Origin of the sequence: Vibrio sp. Vb1729 (assembly GCF_033338655.1) — a bacterium.
Lineage (GTDB): Bacteria > Pseudomonadota > Gammaproteobacteria > Enterobacterales > Vibrionaceae > Vibrio > Vibrio alginolyticus.
Map to the genome: position 1 here is coordinate 1 of NZ_JAWOTB010000026.1, position 18,695 is coordinate 18,695.

17 protein-coding genes and 1 riboswitch are annotated in these 18,695 nt (G+C 45.9%); of the genes, 11 read left to right on the forward strand and 6 right to left on the reverse strand.

Going from position 1 to position 18,695, the window contains the following annotated elements; translation table 11 throughout:
- The first annotated feature begins 319 nt into the window (after positions 1–319).
- The 8 genes from R7E29_RS13750 to thiH all read left to right on the forward strand — a co-directional run bounded on the left by R7E29_RS13750 (position 320) and on the right by thiH (position 8,860).
- Entirely contained in the window at positions 320–1,702 is a 1,383-nt protein-coding gene (locus tag R7E29_RS13750; RefSeq protein ID WP_054577288.1) for a multicopper oxidase family protein, read from the forward strand.
- Positions 1,703–1,825: 123 nt separating this feature from the next.
- Positions 1,826–2,209 (forward strand): fluoride efflux transporter CrcB, encoded by a 384-nt coding sequence (gene crcB / locus R7E29_RS13755; RefSeq protein ID WP_005378811.1) that lies wholly within the window; start codon positions 1,826–1,828, stop codon positions 2,207–2,209.
- Positions 2,210–2,269: 60 nt separating this feature from the next.
- Positions 2,270–2,368: riboswitch (TPP riboswitch) on the forward strand.
- A gap of 163 nt (positions 2,369–2,531) precedes the next feature.
- Entirely contained in the window at positions 2,532–4,472 is a 1,941-nt protein-coding gene (thiC, locus tag R7E29_RS13760; protein WP_054577289.1) for a phosphomethylpyrimidine synthase ThiC, read from the forward strand.
- Positions 4,472–5,887, forward strand: a complete 1,416-nt coding sequence (locus tag R7E29_RS13765) for a thiamine phosphate synthase (RefSeq protein WP_054577290.1) — start codon at positions 4,472–4,474, stop codon at positions 5,885–5,887. Before thiC ends, R7E29_RS13765 begins: the two co-directional genes overlap by 1 nt.
- Positions 5,874–6,647, forward strand: coding sequence for a HesA/MoeB/ThiF family protein (locus R7E29_RS13770; protein WP_047102553.1), 774 nt, complete (start codon positions 5,874–5,876; stop codon positions 6,645–6,647). Before R7E29_RS13765 ends, R7E29_RS13770 begins: the two co-directional genes overlap by 14 nt.
- A 38-nt stretch (positions 6,648–6,685) precedes the next feature.
- Positions 6,686–6,940 carry a sulfur carrier protein ThiS gene (gene thiS / locus R7E29_RS13775; protein ID WP_047102552.1) on the forward strand — a complete coding sequence of 85 codons (255 nt, stop codon included), beginning with the start codon at positions 6,686–6,688 and terminating at the stop codon, positions 6,938–6,940.
- A 5-nt stretch (positions 6,941–6,945) separates the two neighbouring features.
- Positions 6,946–7,713, forward strand: a complete 768-nt coding sequence (locus R7E29_RS13780) for a thiazole synthase (RefSeq protein ID WP_005397059.1) — start codon at positions 6,946–6,948, stop codon at positions 7,711–7,713.
- Positions 7,714–7,747: 34 nt separating this feature from the next.
- Positions 7,748–8,860 (forward strand): 2-iminoacetate synthase ThiH, encoded by a 1,113-nt coding sequence (thiH, locus tag R7E29_RS13785; protein WP_047102551.1) that lies wholly within the window; start codon positions 7,748–7,750, stop codon positions 8,858–8,860.
- A 135-nt stretch (positions 8,861–8,995) separates the two neighbouring features.
- On the opposite strand, the gene R7E29_RS13790 is transcribed toward thiH, so the two are convergent.
- Positions 8,996–10,786, reverse strand: a complete 1,791-nt coding sequence (locus tag R7E29_RS13790; protein ID WP_054577291.1) for an aminopeptidase P family protein — start codon at positions 10,784–10,786, stop codon at positions 8,996–8,998.
- A 203-nt stretch (positions 10,787–10,989) separates the two neighbouring features.
- On the reverse strand, positions 10,990–11,931 hold the full coding sequence (locus tag R7E29_RS13795) for a LysR family transcriptional regulator (protein ID WP_005378791.1): 942 nt from the start codon (positions 11,929–11,931) through the stop codon (positions 10,990–10,992).
- Positions 11,932–12,038: 107 nt separating this feature from the next.
- Between R7E29_RS13795 and R7E29_RS13800 the strand changes: the two genes are divergently transcribed.
- Complete coding sequence (locus tag R7E29_RS13800; protein ID WP_005382927.1) at positions 12,039–13,232, forward strand: multidrug effflux MFS transporter; 1,194 nt, start codon at positions 12,039–12,041, stop codon at positions 13,230–13,232.
- Between the two features lie 91 nt (positions 13,233–13,323).
- Positions 13,324–13,605 (forward strand): hypothetical protein, encoded by a 282-nt coding sequence (locus R7E29_RS13805; protein WP_005378786.1) that lies wholly within the window; start codon positions 13,324–13,326, stop codon positions 13,603–13,605.
- A gap of 31 nt (positions 13,606–13,636) precedes the next feature.
- On the opposite strand, the gene R7E29_RS13810 is transcribed toward R7E29_RS13805, so the two are convergent.
- The 4 genes from R7E29_RS13810 to R7E29_RS13825 form a co-directional block, all read right to left on the reverse strand.
- Positions 13,637–14,092 carry a DoxX family protein gene (locus R7E29_RS13810; RefSeq protein WP_054577292.1) on the reverse strand — a complete coding sequence of 152 codons (456 nt, stop codon included), beginning with the start codon at positions 14,090–14,092 and terminating at the stop codon, positions 13,637–13,639.
- A 10-nt stretch (positions 14,093–14,102) separates the two neighbouring features.
- The gene (locus R7E29_RS13815) at positions 14,103–14,861 is read right to left on the reverse strand and encodes a DNA-binding domain-containing protein (protein WP_054577293.1); all 759 of its coding nucleotides are present in this window, start codon (positions 14,859–14,861) and stop codon (positions 14,103–14,105) included.
- Positions 14,858–15,730 (reverse strand): DUF692 domain-containing protein, encoded by an 873-nt coding sequence (locus R7E29_RS13820; RefSeq protein ID WP_033907320.1) that lies wholly within the window; start codon positions 15,728–15,730, stop codon positions 14,858–14,860. Before R7E29_RS13820 ends, R7E29_RS13815 begins: the two co-directional genes overlap by 4 nt.
- A gap of 99 nt (positions 15,731–15,829) precedes the next feature.
- A complete protein-coding gene (locus tag R7E29_RS13825) occupies positions 15,830–16,090 on the reverse strand; it encodes a DUF2282 domain-containing protein (protein ID WP_005378779.1) in 261 nt (86 codons plus the stop codon).
- A gap of 281 nt (positions 16,091–16,371) precedes the next feature.
- Between R7E29_RS13825 and uvrD the strand changes: the two genes are divergently transcribed.
- Positions 16,372–18,546: a DNA helicase II gene (uvrD, locus tag R7E29_RS13830; RefSeq protein WP_005378778.1), complete on the forward strand. Its 2,175-nt coding sequence runs from the start codon at positions 16,372–16,374 to the stop codon at positions 18,544–18,546.
- Positions 18,547–18,695 lie beyond the last annotated feature (149 nt).

Sequence of the window (18,695 nt, forward strand, 5' to 3'; positions counted from 1 at the left end):
GGGTGTAGCTCCAATTGGCAGAGCAGCGGATTCCAAATCCGCGTGTTGGGAGTTCGAATCTCTCCACCCCTGCCATATATCAGGCTCTGACTTAGGTCAGGGCCTTTTTTGTATCTGGTTTCTTCTCATTATTACAGCTTATTTCTACTCTTATCCCGTAAGTATGGCTTTCTGCTGTACTTTGGCAGCATTTAATCTACTGAACGAACGAAACTACAGTTAGCTGTAATGATCAGTGGCCCAAAATTTTAATAATAAAGGGGAATCACTATTTATATTTAGTTACACTCAACCGATCTGGATTAATGAGTAACTATGTATGGATATATCTCGTCGACGCTTTCTTCAATCATCCTTAGCAATCTCCGCGCTTACCGTTCTACCTGCATGTTCTCTATCTAGGAGCACTAATAAGCAGAGGCAATATATATACGATATCACTGCAGAGCCTTCTACTGCAGAATTTATCCCTGGGTTTAACACAGACGTACTCGCATTTAATGGTTCGATTCCAGCGCCTACGATTCGTTGTCGCCAAGGCGAGAAAGTTATAATTAGGTTTACTAACAAGCTTTCAGAGCCGACTACAATCCACTGGCATGGCTTGCGAATCCCTATTGAAATGGATGGTGTACCTTTCTTAAGCCAGCCGCCTATCATGCCGGGTGAAACATTCGTTTATGAATTTACACCGCCAGATGCAGGCACGTTTTGGTATCACCCCCACATGAATAGCGTTAAGCAACTTGGTATGGGCTTAGTTGGGCTAATTATCGTTGAAGAGGCTGAGCCTGTTCTATTTGATGAAGAACAGGAAATAGTTCTAAAGCATTGGCATTTAGACAAACAAGGTCAGTGGAAGAACCTTATGGTACCGCGCTTGAGCGCTCGTATGGGGACTCCCGGAGAGTGGAGTAGCGTCAATGGTGTGCATGAACCTGTTTATACGCTGAAGCAGAATGCTACCACGCGATTAAGAATTGCTAACGTCGATAACACCATTACTTACCCGATCGCTATTGAAGGTGCAGAGGCTTGGGTTATTGCTATTGATGGTAACCCTGTTAAAACGCCTTATAAGCTCACTCAGCATAAAATTGGTCCAGGAATGAGGTTAGATGTCGGATTGATTGCTCCGAAGGCTGGAACACGTGTTTATGTGCGTCAAATGAAAGGACGCTTCCCATTCCCTTTGTGCGAGTTTGACGTTGTTGAGTCTGACTTGCCGAGCAACCAGAAACTGCCTTTATTACCTCTCAACCCTGTGCCAGCTCTCGATTTGAAAAATGCAGAGCAAATCGATTATGTGTTTGAGTGGGAGGGGGCGATCACTCCTGCTGATCAATCGGGCAAAGCGATCCCCCAATTCTGGCTGATGAACAAACGGGCTTGGGAGGGAATGAGCAAAGATAATATTCCAGCGCCGCTTTCAACATTGGAGATGGGAAAAACCTATATCTTCAACCTAAAGAACGTCACCCAATATCATCATCCTATTCATCTTCATGGACACACATTTACGGTTCTTGAGTTAGATGGCAAAAAACTCGACGAACCGTTTCATACCGATACGGTTTTACTTGGAAAAAACGGCAGTGCGAAAGCGGCATTTGTTGCAGATAACCCAGGGCGTTGGATGTACCATTGTCATGTAATTGAACACATGAAGACGGGTTTGATGGGTTACATTGAAGTAAAGTGACTCCTGTAACTTTTAAAATCTTGATAAGTTTTAAGCGCTATACTTTGCTGAATTCTAAGATTGTATAATCACTATTGCCGTAAATTTGATTACAATGTCGCCATTAACTTTTCTGGGGGAATTATGGGACAACTATCCGTTTTGGGTTTTATTGCATTGGGTGGTGCATTTGGTGCATGTTCTCGTTACTTAATTTCTGAACTTTGTGTCATTTTATTGGGGCGTGGTTTTCCATATGGTACGTTAACCGTTAACGTTGTTGGCTCATTTATGATGGGCTTATTGATAGCAGCTTTCGATAATGAACTTTTGGCAACGGAACCTTGGCGACAAGTGATTGGCTTGGGTTTTTTAGGCGCACTAACGACGTTTTCCACCTTCTCGATGGATAATGTGTTGCTTATGCAGCAGGGCGCTTTCTTTAAGATGGGGTTGAACGTATTGTTGAATGTCGTGTTAAGTATTTCAGCGGCGTGGATAGGCTTTCAATTATTGATGCGCAGCTAGCAAAGTAGTTAAAAATTGAACAGGTCGGCTTGGTTTCACCAAGCCGTTTTTATATACTGACATCACTTGTCGGAGTGCCATAAGGCTGAGACCGTTAATTCGGGATCCGTTGAACCTGATCAGATTAGAATCTGCGAAGGGAACAAGAGAAGATATTCACACCGGAGTTCTTTCTGGTTGACCTATCAAAAGTCGAATGTTGTTACAGGCAAATATCGTAAGCTTTAACTAGCCTTAATTTGACTCCTCTTGTCGCATCTATCCGCCAAGCATTTTTATCCAATTACTTTTTATCTAGTATAACAAAGCAAGGAAAAATGCTATGTCGAGTCGCAAACAAGCGAGACTGGAAGCAAAACAGTTCATTGATACACTCTCGGTACAACCGTACCCCAATTCAAGCAAAGTCTACGTAGAAGGCTCACGTCCAGATATTCGTGTACCAATGCGTGAAATATCACTCGCTGATAGCCTTATTGGAGGCACAAAAGAAGCGCCTATATTCGAACCTAATGAGCCAGTACGCGTTTACGATACGTCGGGTGTATACACAGATCCAGAGCACACCATAGACCTCTATAGCGGCTTACCTAAGCTGAGAGAAGGGTGGATTGAAGAGCGTGCCGATACTGAGCTACTTGATGAAGTAAGCTCGGTGTACACCAAAGAACGCTTAGAAGACGAAACACTAGACGATCTTCGTTACGGCAATCTACCACGTATTCGACGTGCTAAAGATGGGCAGTGCGTGACCCAGTTGCACTATGCTCGCAAAGGTATTATTACCCCAGAAATGGAATATATCGCGCTGCGTGAAAACATGGGGCGTGCCAAGTATCGCGATGAAGTGCTGAATCAACAGCATCCGGGTCAAAGCTTCGGAGCTAACTTACCAAAAGATATTACCGCCGAATTCGTGCGTAAAGAAGTCGCCGAAGGTCGCGCTATTATCCCTTCCAATATTAACCACCCAGAATCCGAACCAATGATCATTGGACGTAACTTTTTGGTCAAAGTGAACGCCAACATCGGTAACTCATCGGTCACTTCTTCGATTGAGGAAGAAGTAGAGAAGCTCGTTTGGGCGACACGTTGGGGTGGAGATACCGTTATGGATCTCTCTACTGGACGTAACATCCACGAAACTCGCGAGTGGATTCTACGTAACAGTCCGGTTCCGATCGGTACCGTACCAATGTATCAAGCGCTTGAGAAAGTGAATGGTGTTGCGGAAAACCTTAACTGGGAAGTGATGCGCGATACCCTGATTGAGCAAGCGGAGCAGGGCGTTGACTACTTTACTATCCATGCCGGTTTACTACTTCGTTATGTGCCAATGACTGCAAAACGCGTTACTGGCATCGTCTCTCGTGGTGGTTCTATCATCGCGAAATGGTGTTTAGCGCATCACCAAGAAAGCTTCTTATATACCCACTTCCGAGAGATCTGTGAAATCTGTGCTAAGTATGATGTGGCACTTTCTCTCGGTGATGGTCTACGTCCTGGCTCGGTGGCCGATGCTAACGACGAAGCGCAATTTGCAGAGCTTCGTACCCTTGGTGAGTTAACCAAGATAGCGTGGGAATACGACGTACAGGTGATTATCGAAGGTCCTGGTCATGTTCCAATGCACATGATCAAAGAGAACATGGAAGAACAGTTAGATCACTGCCATGAAGCACCATTCTACACGCTTGGCCCACTGACGACAGACGTCGCTCCTGGTTACGACCATATTACTTCAGGCATCGGCGCTGCCATGATTGGTTGGTATGGCTGTGCGATGCTTTGCTACGTCACTCCTAAAGAGCATCTTGGCTTACCAAACAAAGAAGATGTGAAAGTAGGCATGATCACTTATAAGCTTGCTGCGCACGCCGCTGATTTAGCGAAAGGGCACCCAGGTGCTCAAGTTCGTGATAATGCGCTTTCTAAAGCTCGCTTCGAGTTCCGCTGGGAAGATCAATTCAACTTGTCACTCGACCCAGATACCGCGCGCGCTTTCCATGATGAAACCTTACCTCAAGAGTCCGGCAAAGTTGCTCACTTCTGTTCGATGTGCGGACCAAAGTTCTGCTCGATGAAGATTTCGCAAGAGGTACGAGAGTACGCGAAAGACACTGAGCAAGTTGCTGCGGACCAAGCTATCTCGATTAAAATGCTAGATGATCCTCTTGAAGGGATGCGTCAGAAATCGCAAGAATTTAGAGAGTCAGGTTCCGAGCTATACCACCCAGCAGCACATGCCGAGGTAAGTGACTAATGAGCAAAATCCTTATTCCGTCATCGTTGATTGAACTGACAGGTTTAGTTCAGCAATGTTTGTTGTTGGCGAAAGAACAGGGTTTTAGCATAGAAGACATTGAGTTGGGTGTGAGCCCAACTCAATCTATTCAGCTTGTTCGCGGCCAACAGACCACACACATAACGACTGATCTCATTGATGATTATGACTCTGAGCATGAGAGTTCATTTGTGCTCTATTACCGTTCTGCTTTGTCGGTAGAAGCGTGTGCTAAGCAACCGTCGAAAGCGATTTATATTGGTATTGCTGATACTCAGGTATCCGATGAAAAGGAGAAAGTGCTTCAGCTTGATATCTGGCGTCACCCAATTAACAACGAAGTGAGAGCGCTTTCCGTTAAGTCCAAATTCAACGCAATGTTCGATCCTGAACATCACCTTGCTTGGATAGTAACGCTGACAGTACTCGATTTTCCTATCGAAGATGCGTTAACACTTGCTCGAGGAATGTTAACTCAACAAGCGAATGTTTCACGTGAAACACTGTTGAATGACAATCTTGACGAGGGAAGATCTACTCAGTGGGCTGACCAATTTGATGATTTCCCCACACCTGTACTGGAAGATAACCGACTCGATATTCAAGTTGGTTGGTCTGCACAAGGCGAGAGCGTTAGCTTTCCAACTCTGACTAAGCAAAGTTTAGGGCTCTATCCAGTCGTTGATGATGTTGCTTGGATTGAACGTCTATTGCCACTAGGCATCAACACTATTCAACTGCGAATCAAGAACCCACAACAAGCCGATTTAGAACGACAGATCATTCGAGCAATTGAGCTAGGTCGTCAGTATCAAGCACAAGTGTTCATCAATGACTATTGGCAGTTGGCAATCAAGCATGGCGCTTATGGCGTTCACCTAGGACAAGAAGACATAGAAGAATCGAATTTGGCTCAGCTAACTAAAGCCGGTATTCGTCTTGGTCTTTCTACTCATGGTTATTACGAACTACTGCGCATCGTACAAATTCATCCTAGCTACATCGCGCTAGGGCATATTTTCCCAACCACCACAAAACAGATGCCATCGAAACCACAAGGTTTAGTGCGTTTGGAACTGTATCAAAAGCTGATTGATAGCATTCCTTATACAAACACAGAGGCTGCTTTCCGTCCTTCAAAAGACAAAGCAGTTAGTGACAATGTGCTTGGCTTTCCGACGGTTGCGATTGGTGGTATTGACCAATCTAATGCAGCCCAAGTTTGGCAAACAGGTGTTTCTAGTTTGGCTGTTGTGCGAGCTATTACGTTGGCAGAATCACCTCAGTCCGTCATCGAGTTCTTCGCACAACTGATGAAGGAAAGACAGCTAACGTTTACTGATCAGAATAGTGAATTAGCGGATACCAAGAGAGGCGAACATGCTCACGGATAAGCAGTTCCTTCGCTATCAGCGCCAAGTCGCTCTGCCTGAAATTGCCGAAATTGGGCAAGAGCGTTTGAGCAAATCGCATGTGCTGATCATCGGTTGTGGTGGGTTAGGGAGCGCAGCGAGTTTGTACTTGGCATCCGCGGGCGTTGGTAAATTGGTTGTGGTTGATGACGATGAAGTTGATAGCAGTAACCTACAGCGTCAGATCATTTATCGTGAACAAGACCTCCAAGTTGCGAAAACAGAAGCGACTGTAAAGCAACTTACTGAACTTAATTCTATGGTTCAAATTCGTGCTCTCAATAAGCGATTGGACAAAGCACAGCTTCAGCTTGAGGTGATGCTAGCGGATATGGTGCTCGACTGCACCGATAACATGCCAACGCGCCAGCTCATTAACCAAGTTTGTTTCGAGCAAAATACGCCGCTCATCTCGGCGGCAGCAATTGGTTGGCAAGGGCAATTCGCTGTCTTTGATTACCAAACACTAAGTGAACAAGAAGCGCAGAGTAAAGCCTGTTATCGCTGTTTGTATCCGTTCGACGAATTACCGCAAACGCAAAAGTGCATTGAGAGCGGTGTCGTCGGTCCGGTGGTGGGTACACTTGGCAACTACCAAGCGATAGCGGCAATTCAAAAACTGGCGACGGGAAAGTTTCATGTCGAGACTGCCAAGTTACACCTGTTCGATGGATTGAAGCTGCAATGGCAAACCATGGCGATAAGTAAAGATAAACAGTGCCAAGTGTGTGCTCAGATTTAGCTTACGAGTAATGGGCAGAATTAAGAGAGTTGGAAGCAATGACTTTATCAGAACAACAAACAACACAAATGACCGCTGCTGACTTAGATGTGATCACTATTGTCATCAATGACCAGTCACATCAAGTTGCCATTGAGTCGAATCTAAAGCAAATCATTAGTCAATTTGCGCTGCCTGAAATGGGCTGTGTTTTTGCAATTAATAACAATGTTGTGCCGCGCAGTGAGTGGGCTAGCACAGTTCTTTCACAGGGAGATAGCATCTCTTTGTTTCAAGCGATCGCAGGGGGGTAAAGTCGATGCTTAAAATTGGTGATAAACAATTCGAATCAAGACTGTTCACGGGAACAGGGAAGTTTGCCAACAGCCGATTAATGGCAGAAGCGATTCAAGTGTCGGGCTCTCAACTTGCGACCATGGCGTTGAAACGTGTCGATGTGAACGACCAACAAGACGATATTTTGCTGCCGTTAGTACAAGCGGGTGTGAACTTATTGCCGAACACCTCGGGTGCAAAGAATGCTAAAGATGCTGTGTTTGCTGCGCAACTGGCGCGAGAAGCGTTGGGTACTAATTGGTTAAAACTAGAAATTCATCCAGACCCGAAGTACTTGATGCCCGATCCAATTGAGACACTTGCTGCCGCTGAACAACTGGTTCGTGAGGGTTTCATTGTCCTTCCTTATTGTCATGCTGACCCGGTTCTGTGTAAACGATTGGAGGAAGTGGGCTGTGCTGCGGTCATGCCATTAGGTGCGCCGATCGGTTCTAACAAAGGGATAGTTTCTCACGATTTCCTAGAAATCATTATCGACCAAGCTAATGTTCCTGTCGTTGTCGATGCGGGTATTGGCGCACCTTCACATGCCGCGCGTGCGATGGAAATGGGCGCGGATGCCGTACTCGTCAATACCGCGATTGCAGCTTCGAGCGATCCCGTTGCGATGGCGAAGGCATTTAAGTTGGCGGTAGAGTCGGGGCGTATGGCTTATGAAGCCGGACTTGCAGGTAAGGTTTCTCATGCGGTTGCGTCGAGTCCACTGACGTCATTCCTAGATGAGCTTTAGCCCTAGATTGGTTTAGCTATTAAGCGAGGAAAACATGAGCTTCGTTGAACAATTTAAGCAGCTTAATTGGGATGACATTTCGATGTCGATCTATGCGAAAACGGCACAAGATGTTGAGCGAGCATTGAATAAACCCAAGCGTGATTTGGAAGACTTTAAAGCGCTAATTTCACCAGCGGCTGAAGCGTACTTAGAGAAAATGGCACAACTGTCATACTCGGCAACTCGCAAGCGTTTTGGTAATACCATGTCGCTTTATATTCCATTATACCTTTCTAATTTATGCGCCAATGCTTGTACTTATTGTGGCTTCTCGATGGAGAACAGAATCAAGCGTCGTACCTTGAATAGGGACGAAGTGGCTGCAGAAGTCGAAGCCATCAAACGCATGAAGTTCGATAGCGTATTGCTGGTGACTGGCGAACACGAAACCAAAGTGGGAATGAAATACTTCCGCGAAATGGTGCCGATGATTAAGCAGCGCTTTAACTATTTGGCGATGGAAGTACAACCGCTAGATCAAGACGAATACGCCGAGCTTAAGACATTGGGTTTGGATGCGGTGATGGTCTATCAAGAAACGTATCATCCTTCGACTTATGCCGAACACCATTTGCGTGGCAATAAGATGGATTTCGAATACCGATTGGATACACCCGATCGTCTTGCAAAAGCGGGCATCGATAAGATCGGTATTGGCGCTTTGATAGGATTGGAAGAGTGGCGTACCGACTGCTTTTATGTGGCAGCGCACTTGGACTATCTTGAGCGCACGTATTGGCAGACTCGTTACTCTATTTCATTTCCGCGTTTGCGTCCTTGTGAGGGCGCGCTCCAACCAAAATCAGTCATGACGGATAAGCAGCTTGTGCAGTTGATTTGCGCTTATCGTTTATTAAATCCAGAAGTGGAATTGTCATTATCGACTCGCGAATCACCGAAGTTTAGAGACAATGCATTGCCGTTAGGTATTACCAGTATGTCTGCGGCATCGAAAACTCAGCCGGGTGGTTATGCGATGGATGATGTTGAACTCGAGCAGTTTGAGATCAGCGATGAGCGAAGCGCGAGTTCTGTGGAAGATATGATTCGAGCGAAAGGATTTGACCCAGTATGGCGAGATTGGCACTCGGCGTATTCTGGTTAAGTAGCAAAGAAAGGCACTGGTCATCGTTATGTTTCACGTGAAACATAAGTAAAGAAAAGAGGGTTGATGCAAAACATCAACCCTCTACTTTTTCTAGCTTCTAGCTTCTAGCTTCTAGCTTCTAGCTTCTAGCTTCTAGCTGTGTGCTACAGGTAGCGTTGCTTGACGAAGCCACTCTTTCACATCACCTTCAACAAGTGGGCTGATCTCATCCCATACTTTCTGATGGTAATCATTCAACCAAGCAAGCTCTGGACGAGTTAGCATATCAACATTGATGTTGCGCTTGTCGATTGGACAGCGTGTTAGCGACTCAAATGACAGAACAGGGAAGTCACCGTTTGTTGCGGTTTCAACAACAAGCTCTAGGTTTTCAATACGGATACCAAACGCATCTGCACGGTAGTAGCCTGGCTCGTTTGATAGCACCATACCTTCTGTTAGAGGCACGTCGATTTGCTTCTTCGAAATGCTTGCTGGACCTTCATGAACACTTAGGAAGTGACCAACACCGTGACCGGTACCGTGATCGTAATCGTAGCCTTCCGCCCATAAGTGCTGACGAGCTAGCGTATCGATTTGGTAACCACGTGTGCCTTTCGGGAAACGTGCACGAGCAACACCGATGTGACCTTTTAGCGCAAGAGTGAATTGTTTAATCATCTCTTGTGAAGGCTGACCGATCGCAATGGTACGCGTGATGTCTGTCGTGCCATCTAGGTACTGACCGCCTGAATCCACTAGGTAAAGTGTGTTCAGTTCTAACTTGCCAGGTTCAGGTTGGTTCTCGTGATTGTAGTGACACATCGCCGCGTTGTCACCTGCCGCTGAAATGGTATCGAAGCTAAGGTCCATAAGTGTCGGGTCTTCGCTACGAAATGCTTCCAGTTTGTCTGCCAGTGTCGCTTCATCATGCAGGTTACCAGCAGCGACTTCAGCATCTAACCAAGACAGGAACTTACTCATCGCTACGCCATCGCGGATATGACATGCTTTCATGCCTGCGATTTCAACTGCGTTCTTTGTTGCTTTTGGCATTAGGCATGGATCAGCTTTACTCACCACAGATGCGCCAGCGTTTTGAAGAACCAGCTTAAACCACGCGTTACTTGTCGCAGGGTCAACCAGTACATTCTTGCCAGTTAGGTTTTCTAGTCGTGCTTGCAATGCTTCTGGGTGATGAACCGTCACGCCGGCACCAACATGAGCGTCAAACTCAGCAGGTAGGCGAGCAGGATCTAGGAAGTATTCCACGCTTGAGTCTGAGTGCAGAATCGCGTGAGAAAGCAGAACTGGTAGACGTGATACATCAAGACCACGAACGTTGAGCAACCAACAGATAGAATCAAGTGCTGTGATAACTGCGCTGTCTGAGCCGGCTTTTTTCACGAGCTCTGCGATTTCTTGGCGTTTGCTTTCACTTGACTGACCAACTGCTTCTGTTGCCATTAGGCGAACATCAGAAACCACAGGAGCAGGGCGGTCGTGCCACAGTTCATCAATTGGGTTGCTATCGAGAATCTTAAGCTCAAGTGCGCCAGCAAGTTTTGCTTGTGCCATGTCTAGCCAAGCTGCGTTGTGCATGCGAGGGTCGATTGCCACAGACGCGCCATTTGCAAGATGGTCTTTAATCCAATCTAGTGCAGGCTCTTCAATCAAGTGACGGTATTCGAATAGATCAGCAGGAACCTGCTTTGTTACTTGTACTGTGTAGCGACCATCAACAAAGATAGCGGCTTTGTCTTTGGTGATTACCGCAGCACCAGCAGAACCAGTAAAACCAGTTAGCCAATGTAAACGCTCGTTGTGCGCTGGTACGTATTCACCCAAGTACTCGTCTTCATGAGGGACAAGTAGGGCATCAATATTATGTTGTGCTAGCCATTCGCGAATTGCATTCACGTGGCTTTGGGTATCGTTGTGCATCTGTGTTATTCCTTCAAATTACCGCTCCTTCATGCTCAGGTGTGGGAGCTGTTTCCATCTGCTTCATGCAGTTTACGATTCCATTGAGGTTCGCAATCACTTCAATAGAGTCGGAGTACAACTAGGCCATAGATGAGCCAAAAAGGACTACGACAGTTAAGCTACTCATTTTAGCCGCTAAGCGCAAATTGAGTGCGGTGTTTTTATCTAAGGTGATCGGTTTTTTGTGTGATCATCGTACGTAGCCAGCCTAATGCAGGGTCGTTTTCTCTATCTCGGTGCCAGAATAAAGTGTAAGCCATAGGTGGGAATTCTAACGGTAGTGGCAGCACGACCAAATCAAGCTGTTTGGCCGCAAGTTGCACAAAATGGCTTGGCGCAGTAAAGATAAAGTCGGTGTATGAACATAAACTTGCGGCACTGTTAAAGTCGGGCACAGTGACGGCAATATCGCGGTCGGCGCCAATATCTGCAAGGCGATAATCCAGCAACCAACGGTCGTTGCCATCACAACGTACTTGTACATGGCGTAGGGCGAGATAGGCTTCCAGATTCCAAGGTTGTTTTAGCGCAGGGTGGTTTTTGCGAATGATGCACATTTGGTAATCACGATAAATTTCCAACTCGCAAATGTCATCGGGTGGTTGAAGAGTCAGCTTGGCATCGTTTATATCGATATCTTTTCCAGTTAAGCCTAAATCCAGTTCGCCGCGTTGAAGCATTTTAAATGTATTATCCGACCACGGGTGTGTGCTGATTGTCACGCCAGGTGCTTGTTGAAAAATCGCCGGTAAGAAATGGGGTAGAATGAGAGGGTAGACACTCTCTACCGCTGCTATTTGAAAACGGTATTCACTGCTTTGCGGAGAAAACTCTTCGGGTTGAGTCAGCACTTCTAACTGATTTATCAACAGATCCAGTTTCGGTTTAAGAAACAATGCGCGCGGCGTAGGTGTTAATCCATGTGAGTTTCGAGTGAAAAGAGGGTCATCAAATTGAATGCGCAGTTTAGCCAGTGATTTACTTACGGCGGATTGGCTTAAGCACAATCGGTGGGCCGCACGAGTAACGTTTAACTCTTCAATCAGCACTTTAAAGCAGACCAATAGATTTAAATCGATACGAGCCAGTTTTTCGACGTTCACAGTGAATTTCCTCTGAGGAATAATGCTCATGATTATACATCATTTCCATTCATATCATCAGATGATTAAGCTTTACCCAAAGTTCTTTATCCAATTCGGAGTGTTGTGTGTCTAGCCAGTTTTCTAATAGTAAAAAACAGATGGCGTTATTGACCCTTTTGGTTCTTTTCAGTCCTTTAGCGATTGATATTTATCTACCTGCTTTACCTCTTATTGCTTCCACTTTTCAGGTCGATAATGCGCTAGCACAAGACACGATCACTTGGTTCTTATTTGCTATGGGTGTTGGTCAGCTATTCGCAGGTCCCCTAGCAGATAAACTCGGACGTCGAACTGTTGCATTGGGCGGTATCACCATTTACGCGATGAGCGCTTTATTGGCGTGGAGTGCTCAAAATATTGAGTGGATGTTGGTTTCCCGACTGCTACAAGGCTTAGGTGCGTGTGCGACATCGGTAGCAGCCTTTGCAACAGTTCGCGATATCTTTGGCCCGGAAAAAAGCGGCAAAATGATCAGCTACCTTAACGGTGCGATTTGTTTCATTCCGGCTTTAGCTCCAATTCTAGGTAGCTGGTTAACTCAGCAATTTGACTGGCGTGCTAACTTTAGCTTTATGGCGGGTTTTGCTGTGGTGTCTGGATCATTGATGTTTTTCATGATGAAAGAGACTAACCCGTCAACAGAAAAGCAAGCCGTGTTTAAGCTTAGTCGGTATTGGGCAGTGCTTAGCACACCATCTTTTGTTTTCCATGCGTCATTATGCTTGATGGCGATGGCGGTTATTCTTGCTTACGTTACCTCAGCACCGTCGGTATTGATGACGGGGATGGGGCTGTCGATGAATGAATTCACTTTCTGGTTTGGTGTAAATGCGGTGATAAACATTGCGGCATGTATGCTGGCGCCTAAGTTTATGGAGCGCGTTGGAACTCACAACACCTTGGTCACCGGGATCTCAACTCTGGGTCTCGCAGGTGTGATCATGCTAGTGATGAATGGTCAGAATACCGCGCTTTCTTTCATGCTACCTATCTTCATGTCTTCTGTAGGTTTTGCATTCATTCTGGGTGCAGCGGCAGGGAAAGCGTTAGAACCGTTTGGTGATAAGGCGGGCACGGCAGCTGCACTGCTTGGATTGTTCCAAATGAGTGGCTCTGGTTTGTTGGTGGGTACACTGCAACGCTTATCTCTGGATCCACAAACCTTGATCGCAATTCATATGTGGGTCCTATTACCTGCGTTGGTCGTTCTGTTTACAAAAGCAGGGAAGAACTGGCACTCGAGCTTTGCGAAAGCGTAAATCAGTGTAATTTAGTATTTTCCAATGTAAGTAAGGCGTGTATATTTGTCACTCAGACTTTTCCTGACACCATAACGGAACTCAAAAAGTAATGTCGTTAACCACGTATGAAATGGCTCGTATTCTAGAGCAAATGGAAGATTCACCAGAAAAGGTGATGTTTGGCAAGTTGCTTAATGAGCTGGGTAATCAAAGCTCCGAGCGTATTCGTAGTGCGGCTAAACAAGTACCTCTGCCAATTTTGCGTGATATCGTGTACCAATTTCAGCAAGTGATTGAGTCACGCAAAGATGAACAAGTCGAGCAGATGGCAAAAGACCTCGCTCAGCAAGGTATCTCAGCAGAAGAGCTACTGGCTTACTTGAATAAATAATAAAAAATCCCCGCATGATGCGGGGATTTTTTTAGCTCGTCATTTTCTTTTTCAGGATGTGGTCCAAAGACAGCGGTCCTGGCCCCCATACGATTACGATAAGAATCATCAATCCCCAAAGTTGGTGGTCATAAAAACCTTTCTCCCACAACAGTGGGTAAGAGATCACTGCGATGATGTTGAACACAAACAGCATTGCTGCCATCGGGCGGGTAATCAATCCCAGTGCCAAGAACACCGGTAGAACCAACTCCGCAGCCGTACCTAAATAAGCCGCCAATTTCCATGGCAAGATTGGCACTTGGTATTCCAGCTCAAATAAGTACAGCGTGCTATCCCAAGATGAGATTTTGATTAGTCCTGAATTGAAGAACACCCAGGCTACCCACAAGCGACAAAAGAGAAGTAGTAAAGGGACAAAGCCAGCTTGTAGGGTACTGATTAAATCGTCGTACCGATTCACTAAGTTTTTAACCGTATCCGTCATAGAGTGCTCCTTAGATTGATTGCAATGTAAAGCCGTCAACAATATCGAGTGCCATGATGCGATTGAGATGAGCGAGTAAAACTTCAGGTATTTCGCTCAAACTCTGCTTCTGCTCTAAACATTGCAGCAGTTGGAACACATCGGCATCGAGTGCGTGACACAAGGCTTCTCCATTGGCTTGAATCGAGATGACACCTTGCTGTAATTGGTTGATATTAAGTTGTTCGAATTGCCCAGTTTGAATCGCGCTAAATAGATCGAATACTGCGTAGTTGGAGTCAAAGCTGCGGCAGCCCTTTTTAAGGTGTAAGACTAAAGCGGGTTGTTGCTCTTCACTCACTTCGCCAAGTAACGCAAGCGGTTTTAATTCCGCTGCATTGGATTGTTCATACTGTACTTGACGAGCTAGGTCGATATGCCACTCGAAGCGTGCGACTTCAGGGCTGTAAGGTGCTTGTGCGATCACCTGACTAAACTGCATGATGGTGTCTTGAAAGCCTTCGCCATAATGCACCACATTTCCTTCTTTTAATGGGTAAGAAAGAACATGCTGGCGAGCTATCTGTTCAAAGCATTCTTCACCAAGCAGCGCTTCAACCATCGGGTAGGTCGCGGATAACACCTCGCTTAAGCTGACGATAAAGTTATTGCGGTAAATCTGCATGCGTTCATCAGCGGTAAACGTATCACTGGCAATATCGCAATCTTCGCCGAGTGCTTGATAGTGTAGGGCTTTAGCAAACTGGCTTTGTAAGGTGGCTAGATTCATGATGCCTTCCTTGGTTCGCTTTGTTCACTTGGAAGTGTGCCTTGCAACAGTAGTTGCGATGCTTTCTGTGCTTCTCCTAATAAGACTTCTGGCGCGGGGATATCCAAATCCCATTCAATCAACGTATGACGTGGACCGTGTTTTTTTGTCCACTGTGAAAACAACTGCCAAACTTCATCGCTAACTGGGCGGCTATGGGTATCAATCCATATCTCACCTTTGTCGAGTTGTTTAATGGTAAAACCTGCCAAGTGAATCTCATCCACTTTGTCGGCTGGAATCGCATCTAGGTATGTGTCGCAATCAAAACCGTGGTTGAACGCCGAAACATAAACATTGTTTAAATCGAGCAATAAACGACAGTCAGTGCGCTTTTGCACTTCGGTAAGAAACTCCCATTCGCTGATGGTCGAATGTTGAAACTTCACATAACTAGATGGGTTCTCTATCAAGATCTCGCGTTGCAAATATTCCTGCACTTCATTCACGTTACGAGTGAACACGTTGAGCGCTTCTTCCGTATACGGAAGTGGAAGCAGGTCATTAAAGTAGTGACCGCCGTTTTCACTCCAACTTAAATGGTCAGAAACAAGTATTGGGTCGATTGAGTCAATCAGTGATTTAAGTTGCGCAAGATGCTTTTGACTAACACGTTCCACCGAACCTAGCGACAAACCAATACCGTGGCAGCTAATTTGATATTGCTCGCGAAGCGTTTGTAGCTGATGGCGCTCTGTTGCATTGGGTTGGAAATAGTTTTCACTGTGGATTTCTAACCAAGACAACTCAGGCTGGGATTGGCTAAAGTAATCGAGGTGAGGGGTTCTTAATCCAACTCCAACAAGGTCGTGGAAGGTGTGGTGTTTCACGTGAAACTCCTTTTCAAATCGTGCGGGAAGAGAAGGATGCGTCTTGGCTTTGCGTTGGTTGAGCGTCAACGCATCCTCACAATAGCTAGCGATAAAAGATTATGAAGAAGAAGTGCTACCGCCAGCGAGTTTGTCACAAAGACCTTTTGGTACGACTACGAATGCGTCTTTTTGGTTATCTTCTTTAGAAGTACCAGCGCATGAGCTGCTTTTTGTTGCACAGTCGTTTTTACCTGCTTTAGAAACGCCATAGCACTTTTCTTTTTCAGCAGCGACAGCTGGAGCTGCAGTTAGCATTGTGCCACCAAGAGCTAGAAGACCAGTAACAGCAGCAGTAACAGCTAGATTCGACTTTTTCATAATAAATTCCTCTGAATGATTTCCTTTACTTTAAGTTGGCAAGATGAATCGCCTGTTTTGGCGTTTTTGTTATCAACTTGCTTAACTTAAAAGATAGGAAACTGGCTAAAAAACTTTCAGAAAAATTTCTGAAGTAAATGGGTTTGCAGGGTCAAATAGGTATAAATAATTGATGTGTTGGGCAAAAAAACATCAATTTTTTTATCAAGTTTTGTCTAAACAGCACCCGGTTGTTTAGGTTATAATCGGTTTTTATGTATAAATAACCAGTAGCTCTCATCATGATGGATCCATCTCTATTACTCGACGGTTTGAACGATAAACAACGTGAAGCCGTTGCAGCACCTCTAGAAAACTTGCTCGTTCTTGCTGGCGCAGGAAGTGGTAAGACACGCGTTCTTGTTCACCGTATCGCTTGGCTGATGTCGGTCGAGCAAGCTTCTCCGTTCTCAATCATGTCGGTAACCTTTACCAATAAGGCGGCGGCAGAGATGCGTGGACGTATCGAAGAGCTAATGATGGGCAGTGCAGGCGGTATGTGGAATGGTACTTTCCACGGCATTTGTCACCGTATTCTGCGTGCACACTATCTTGATGCGAAGCTACCGGAAGATTTCCAAATCATTGACAGTGACGACCAGCAGCGTCTGCTAAAGCGTTTGATCAAAGCGCAAAACCTCGATGAGAAGCAATGGCCTGCACGCCAAGTGGCATGGTGGATTAACGGTAAGAAAGACGAAGGTCTGCGTCCGTCGCACATTGATGCGTACCATGATCCAGTGACCAAGACATATCTACAGTTGTACACCGCTTACCAAGAGGCGTGTGACCGTGCTGGTTTAGTCGATTTTGCGGAGATCTTGCTGCGCGCACATGAGCTACTGCGTGATAACAAGTTCGTTCGTGAACACTACCAAGCACGCTTTAAGCACATCTTGGTGGATGAGTTCCAAGATACCAACAACATTCAATATGCTTGGCTACGTATGATGGCGGGTCCTGAGTGTCACGTGATGATCGTAGGTGATGACGACCAGTCGATTTATGGTTGGCGTGGTGCAAAAGTCGAGAATATTGAGAAGTTTACGCTCGAATTCCCAAGCGTAAATACCATTCGTCTTGAGCAAAACTACCGTTCAACCAAGACCATTCTGGAAGCATCTAACACCCTGATTGCGAATAACACCGAGCGTATGGGTAAAGAGTTGTGGACGGATGGCGTGGTCGGTGAGCCTATCTCGGTTTACAGCGCTTACAACGAATTAGATGAAGCCCGTTTTGCGGTGAACAAAATCAAAGAGTGGCAAGACAAGGGCGGTGCTCTGAATGACGCTGCGATGCTTTACCGTAACAACGCCCAGTCGCGTGTTCTGGAAGAAGCGTTAATTCAAGCCGGTCTGCCTTACCGTATCTACGGCGGCATGCGATTCTTCGAACGTCAGGAAATCAAAGATGCCTTGAGCTACATGCGTCTGATTGCCAACCGTAACGATGATGCGGCGTTTGAACGTGTGGTGAATACGCCAACGCGTGGTTTGGGCGATAAGACGCTTGAAACCATCCGCTTTGCGGCTCGTGATCGTGGTTGCACCATGTGGGAAGCGAGTGTGGCAATGTTGGACGAGAAGGTGCTTGCTGGTCGCGCTGCTGGTGCTCTGAGCCGTTTTATCGAGCTTGTCACCGCGCTAGAAGACGACACCTTAGAGATGCCGCTGCATCACCAAACTGACCATGTGATTAAATACTCGGGCTTGTTCGCGATGTACGAGCAAGAGAAGGGCGAAAAGTCTAAGGCACGTATTGAGAACTTGGAGGAATTGGTGACCGCAACTCGCCAATTCGAGAAACCAGAAGAAGCCGAAGACATGTCACTGCTGACGGCATTCCTAACCCACGCAGCACTAGAAGCGGGCGAAGGACAAGCGGACGAATTTGAAGATGCGGTTCAGCTCATGACATTACACAGTGCGAAAGGTCTAGAGTTTCCATTGGTGTTTATGGTCGGTGTGGAAGAAGGCATGTTCCCAAGCCAAATGTCGGCAGAAGAAGCAGGGCGCTTAGAAGAAGAACGCCGTCTGTGTTACGTAGGCATGACCCGTGCGATGCAGAAACTGTACATCACTTATGCTGAAATGCGTCGTTTGTACGGTCAGGATAAATACCATAAACCGTCTCGCTTTATCCGTGAACTGCCAGAAACTTGTTTAGATGAAGTACGAATGAAGGCGCAAGTTAGCCGTCCTTCAAGCAGTGGTCGATTTAGCCAAACTGTTGTGAAAGAGAGCTTTAATGAAACCGGCTTTACGCTAGGTTCTCGTGTGATGCATCCAAAGTTTGGTGAAGGCACCATCATCAACTTCGAAGGCAGTGGTCCACAGAGCCGTGTACAGATTGCCTTTAACGGTGAAGGCATCAAATGGTTGGTAACTGCTTACGCACGACTAGAGAAACTGTAAGGCTTGACCAAAACTCATACCAATCGTAGTAAATAACTGGTCATTCTAGCTTGTTAAAATACTCGATAACTGCGTTGCAATTTTTGATTGTAGAATAACTACTTATCGAAAAATTGCGCCTTGTTCTCAAGCATTTTCCCTACGCTATT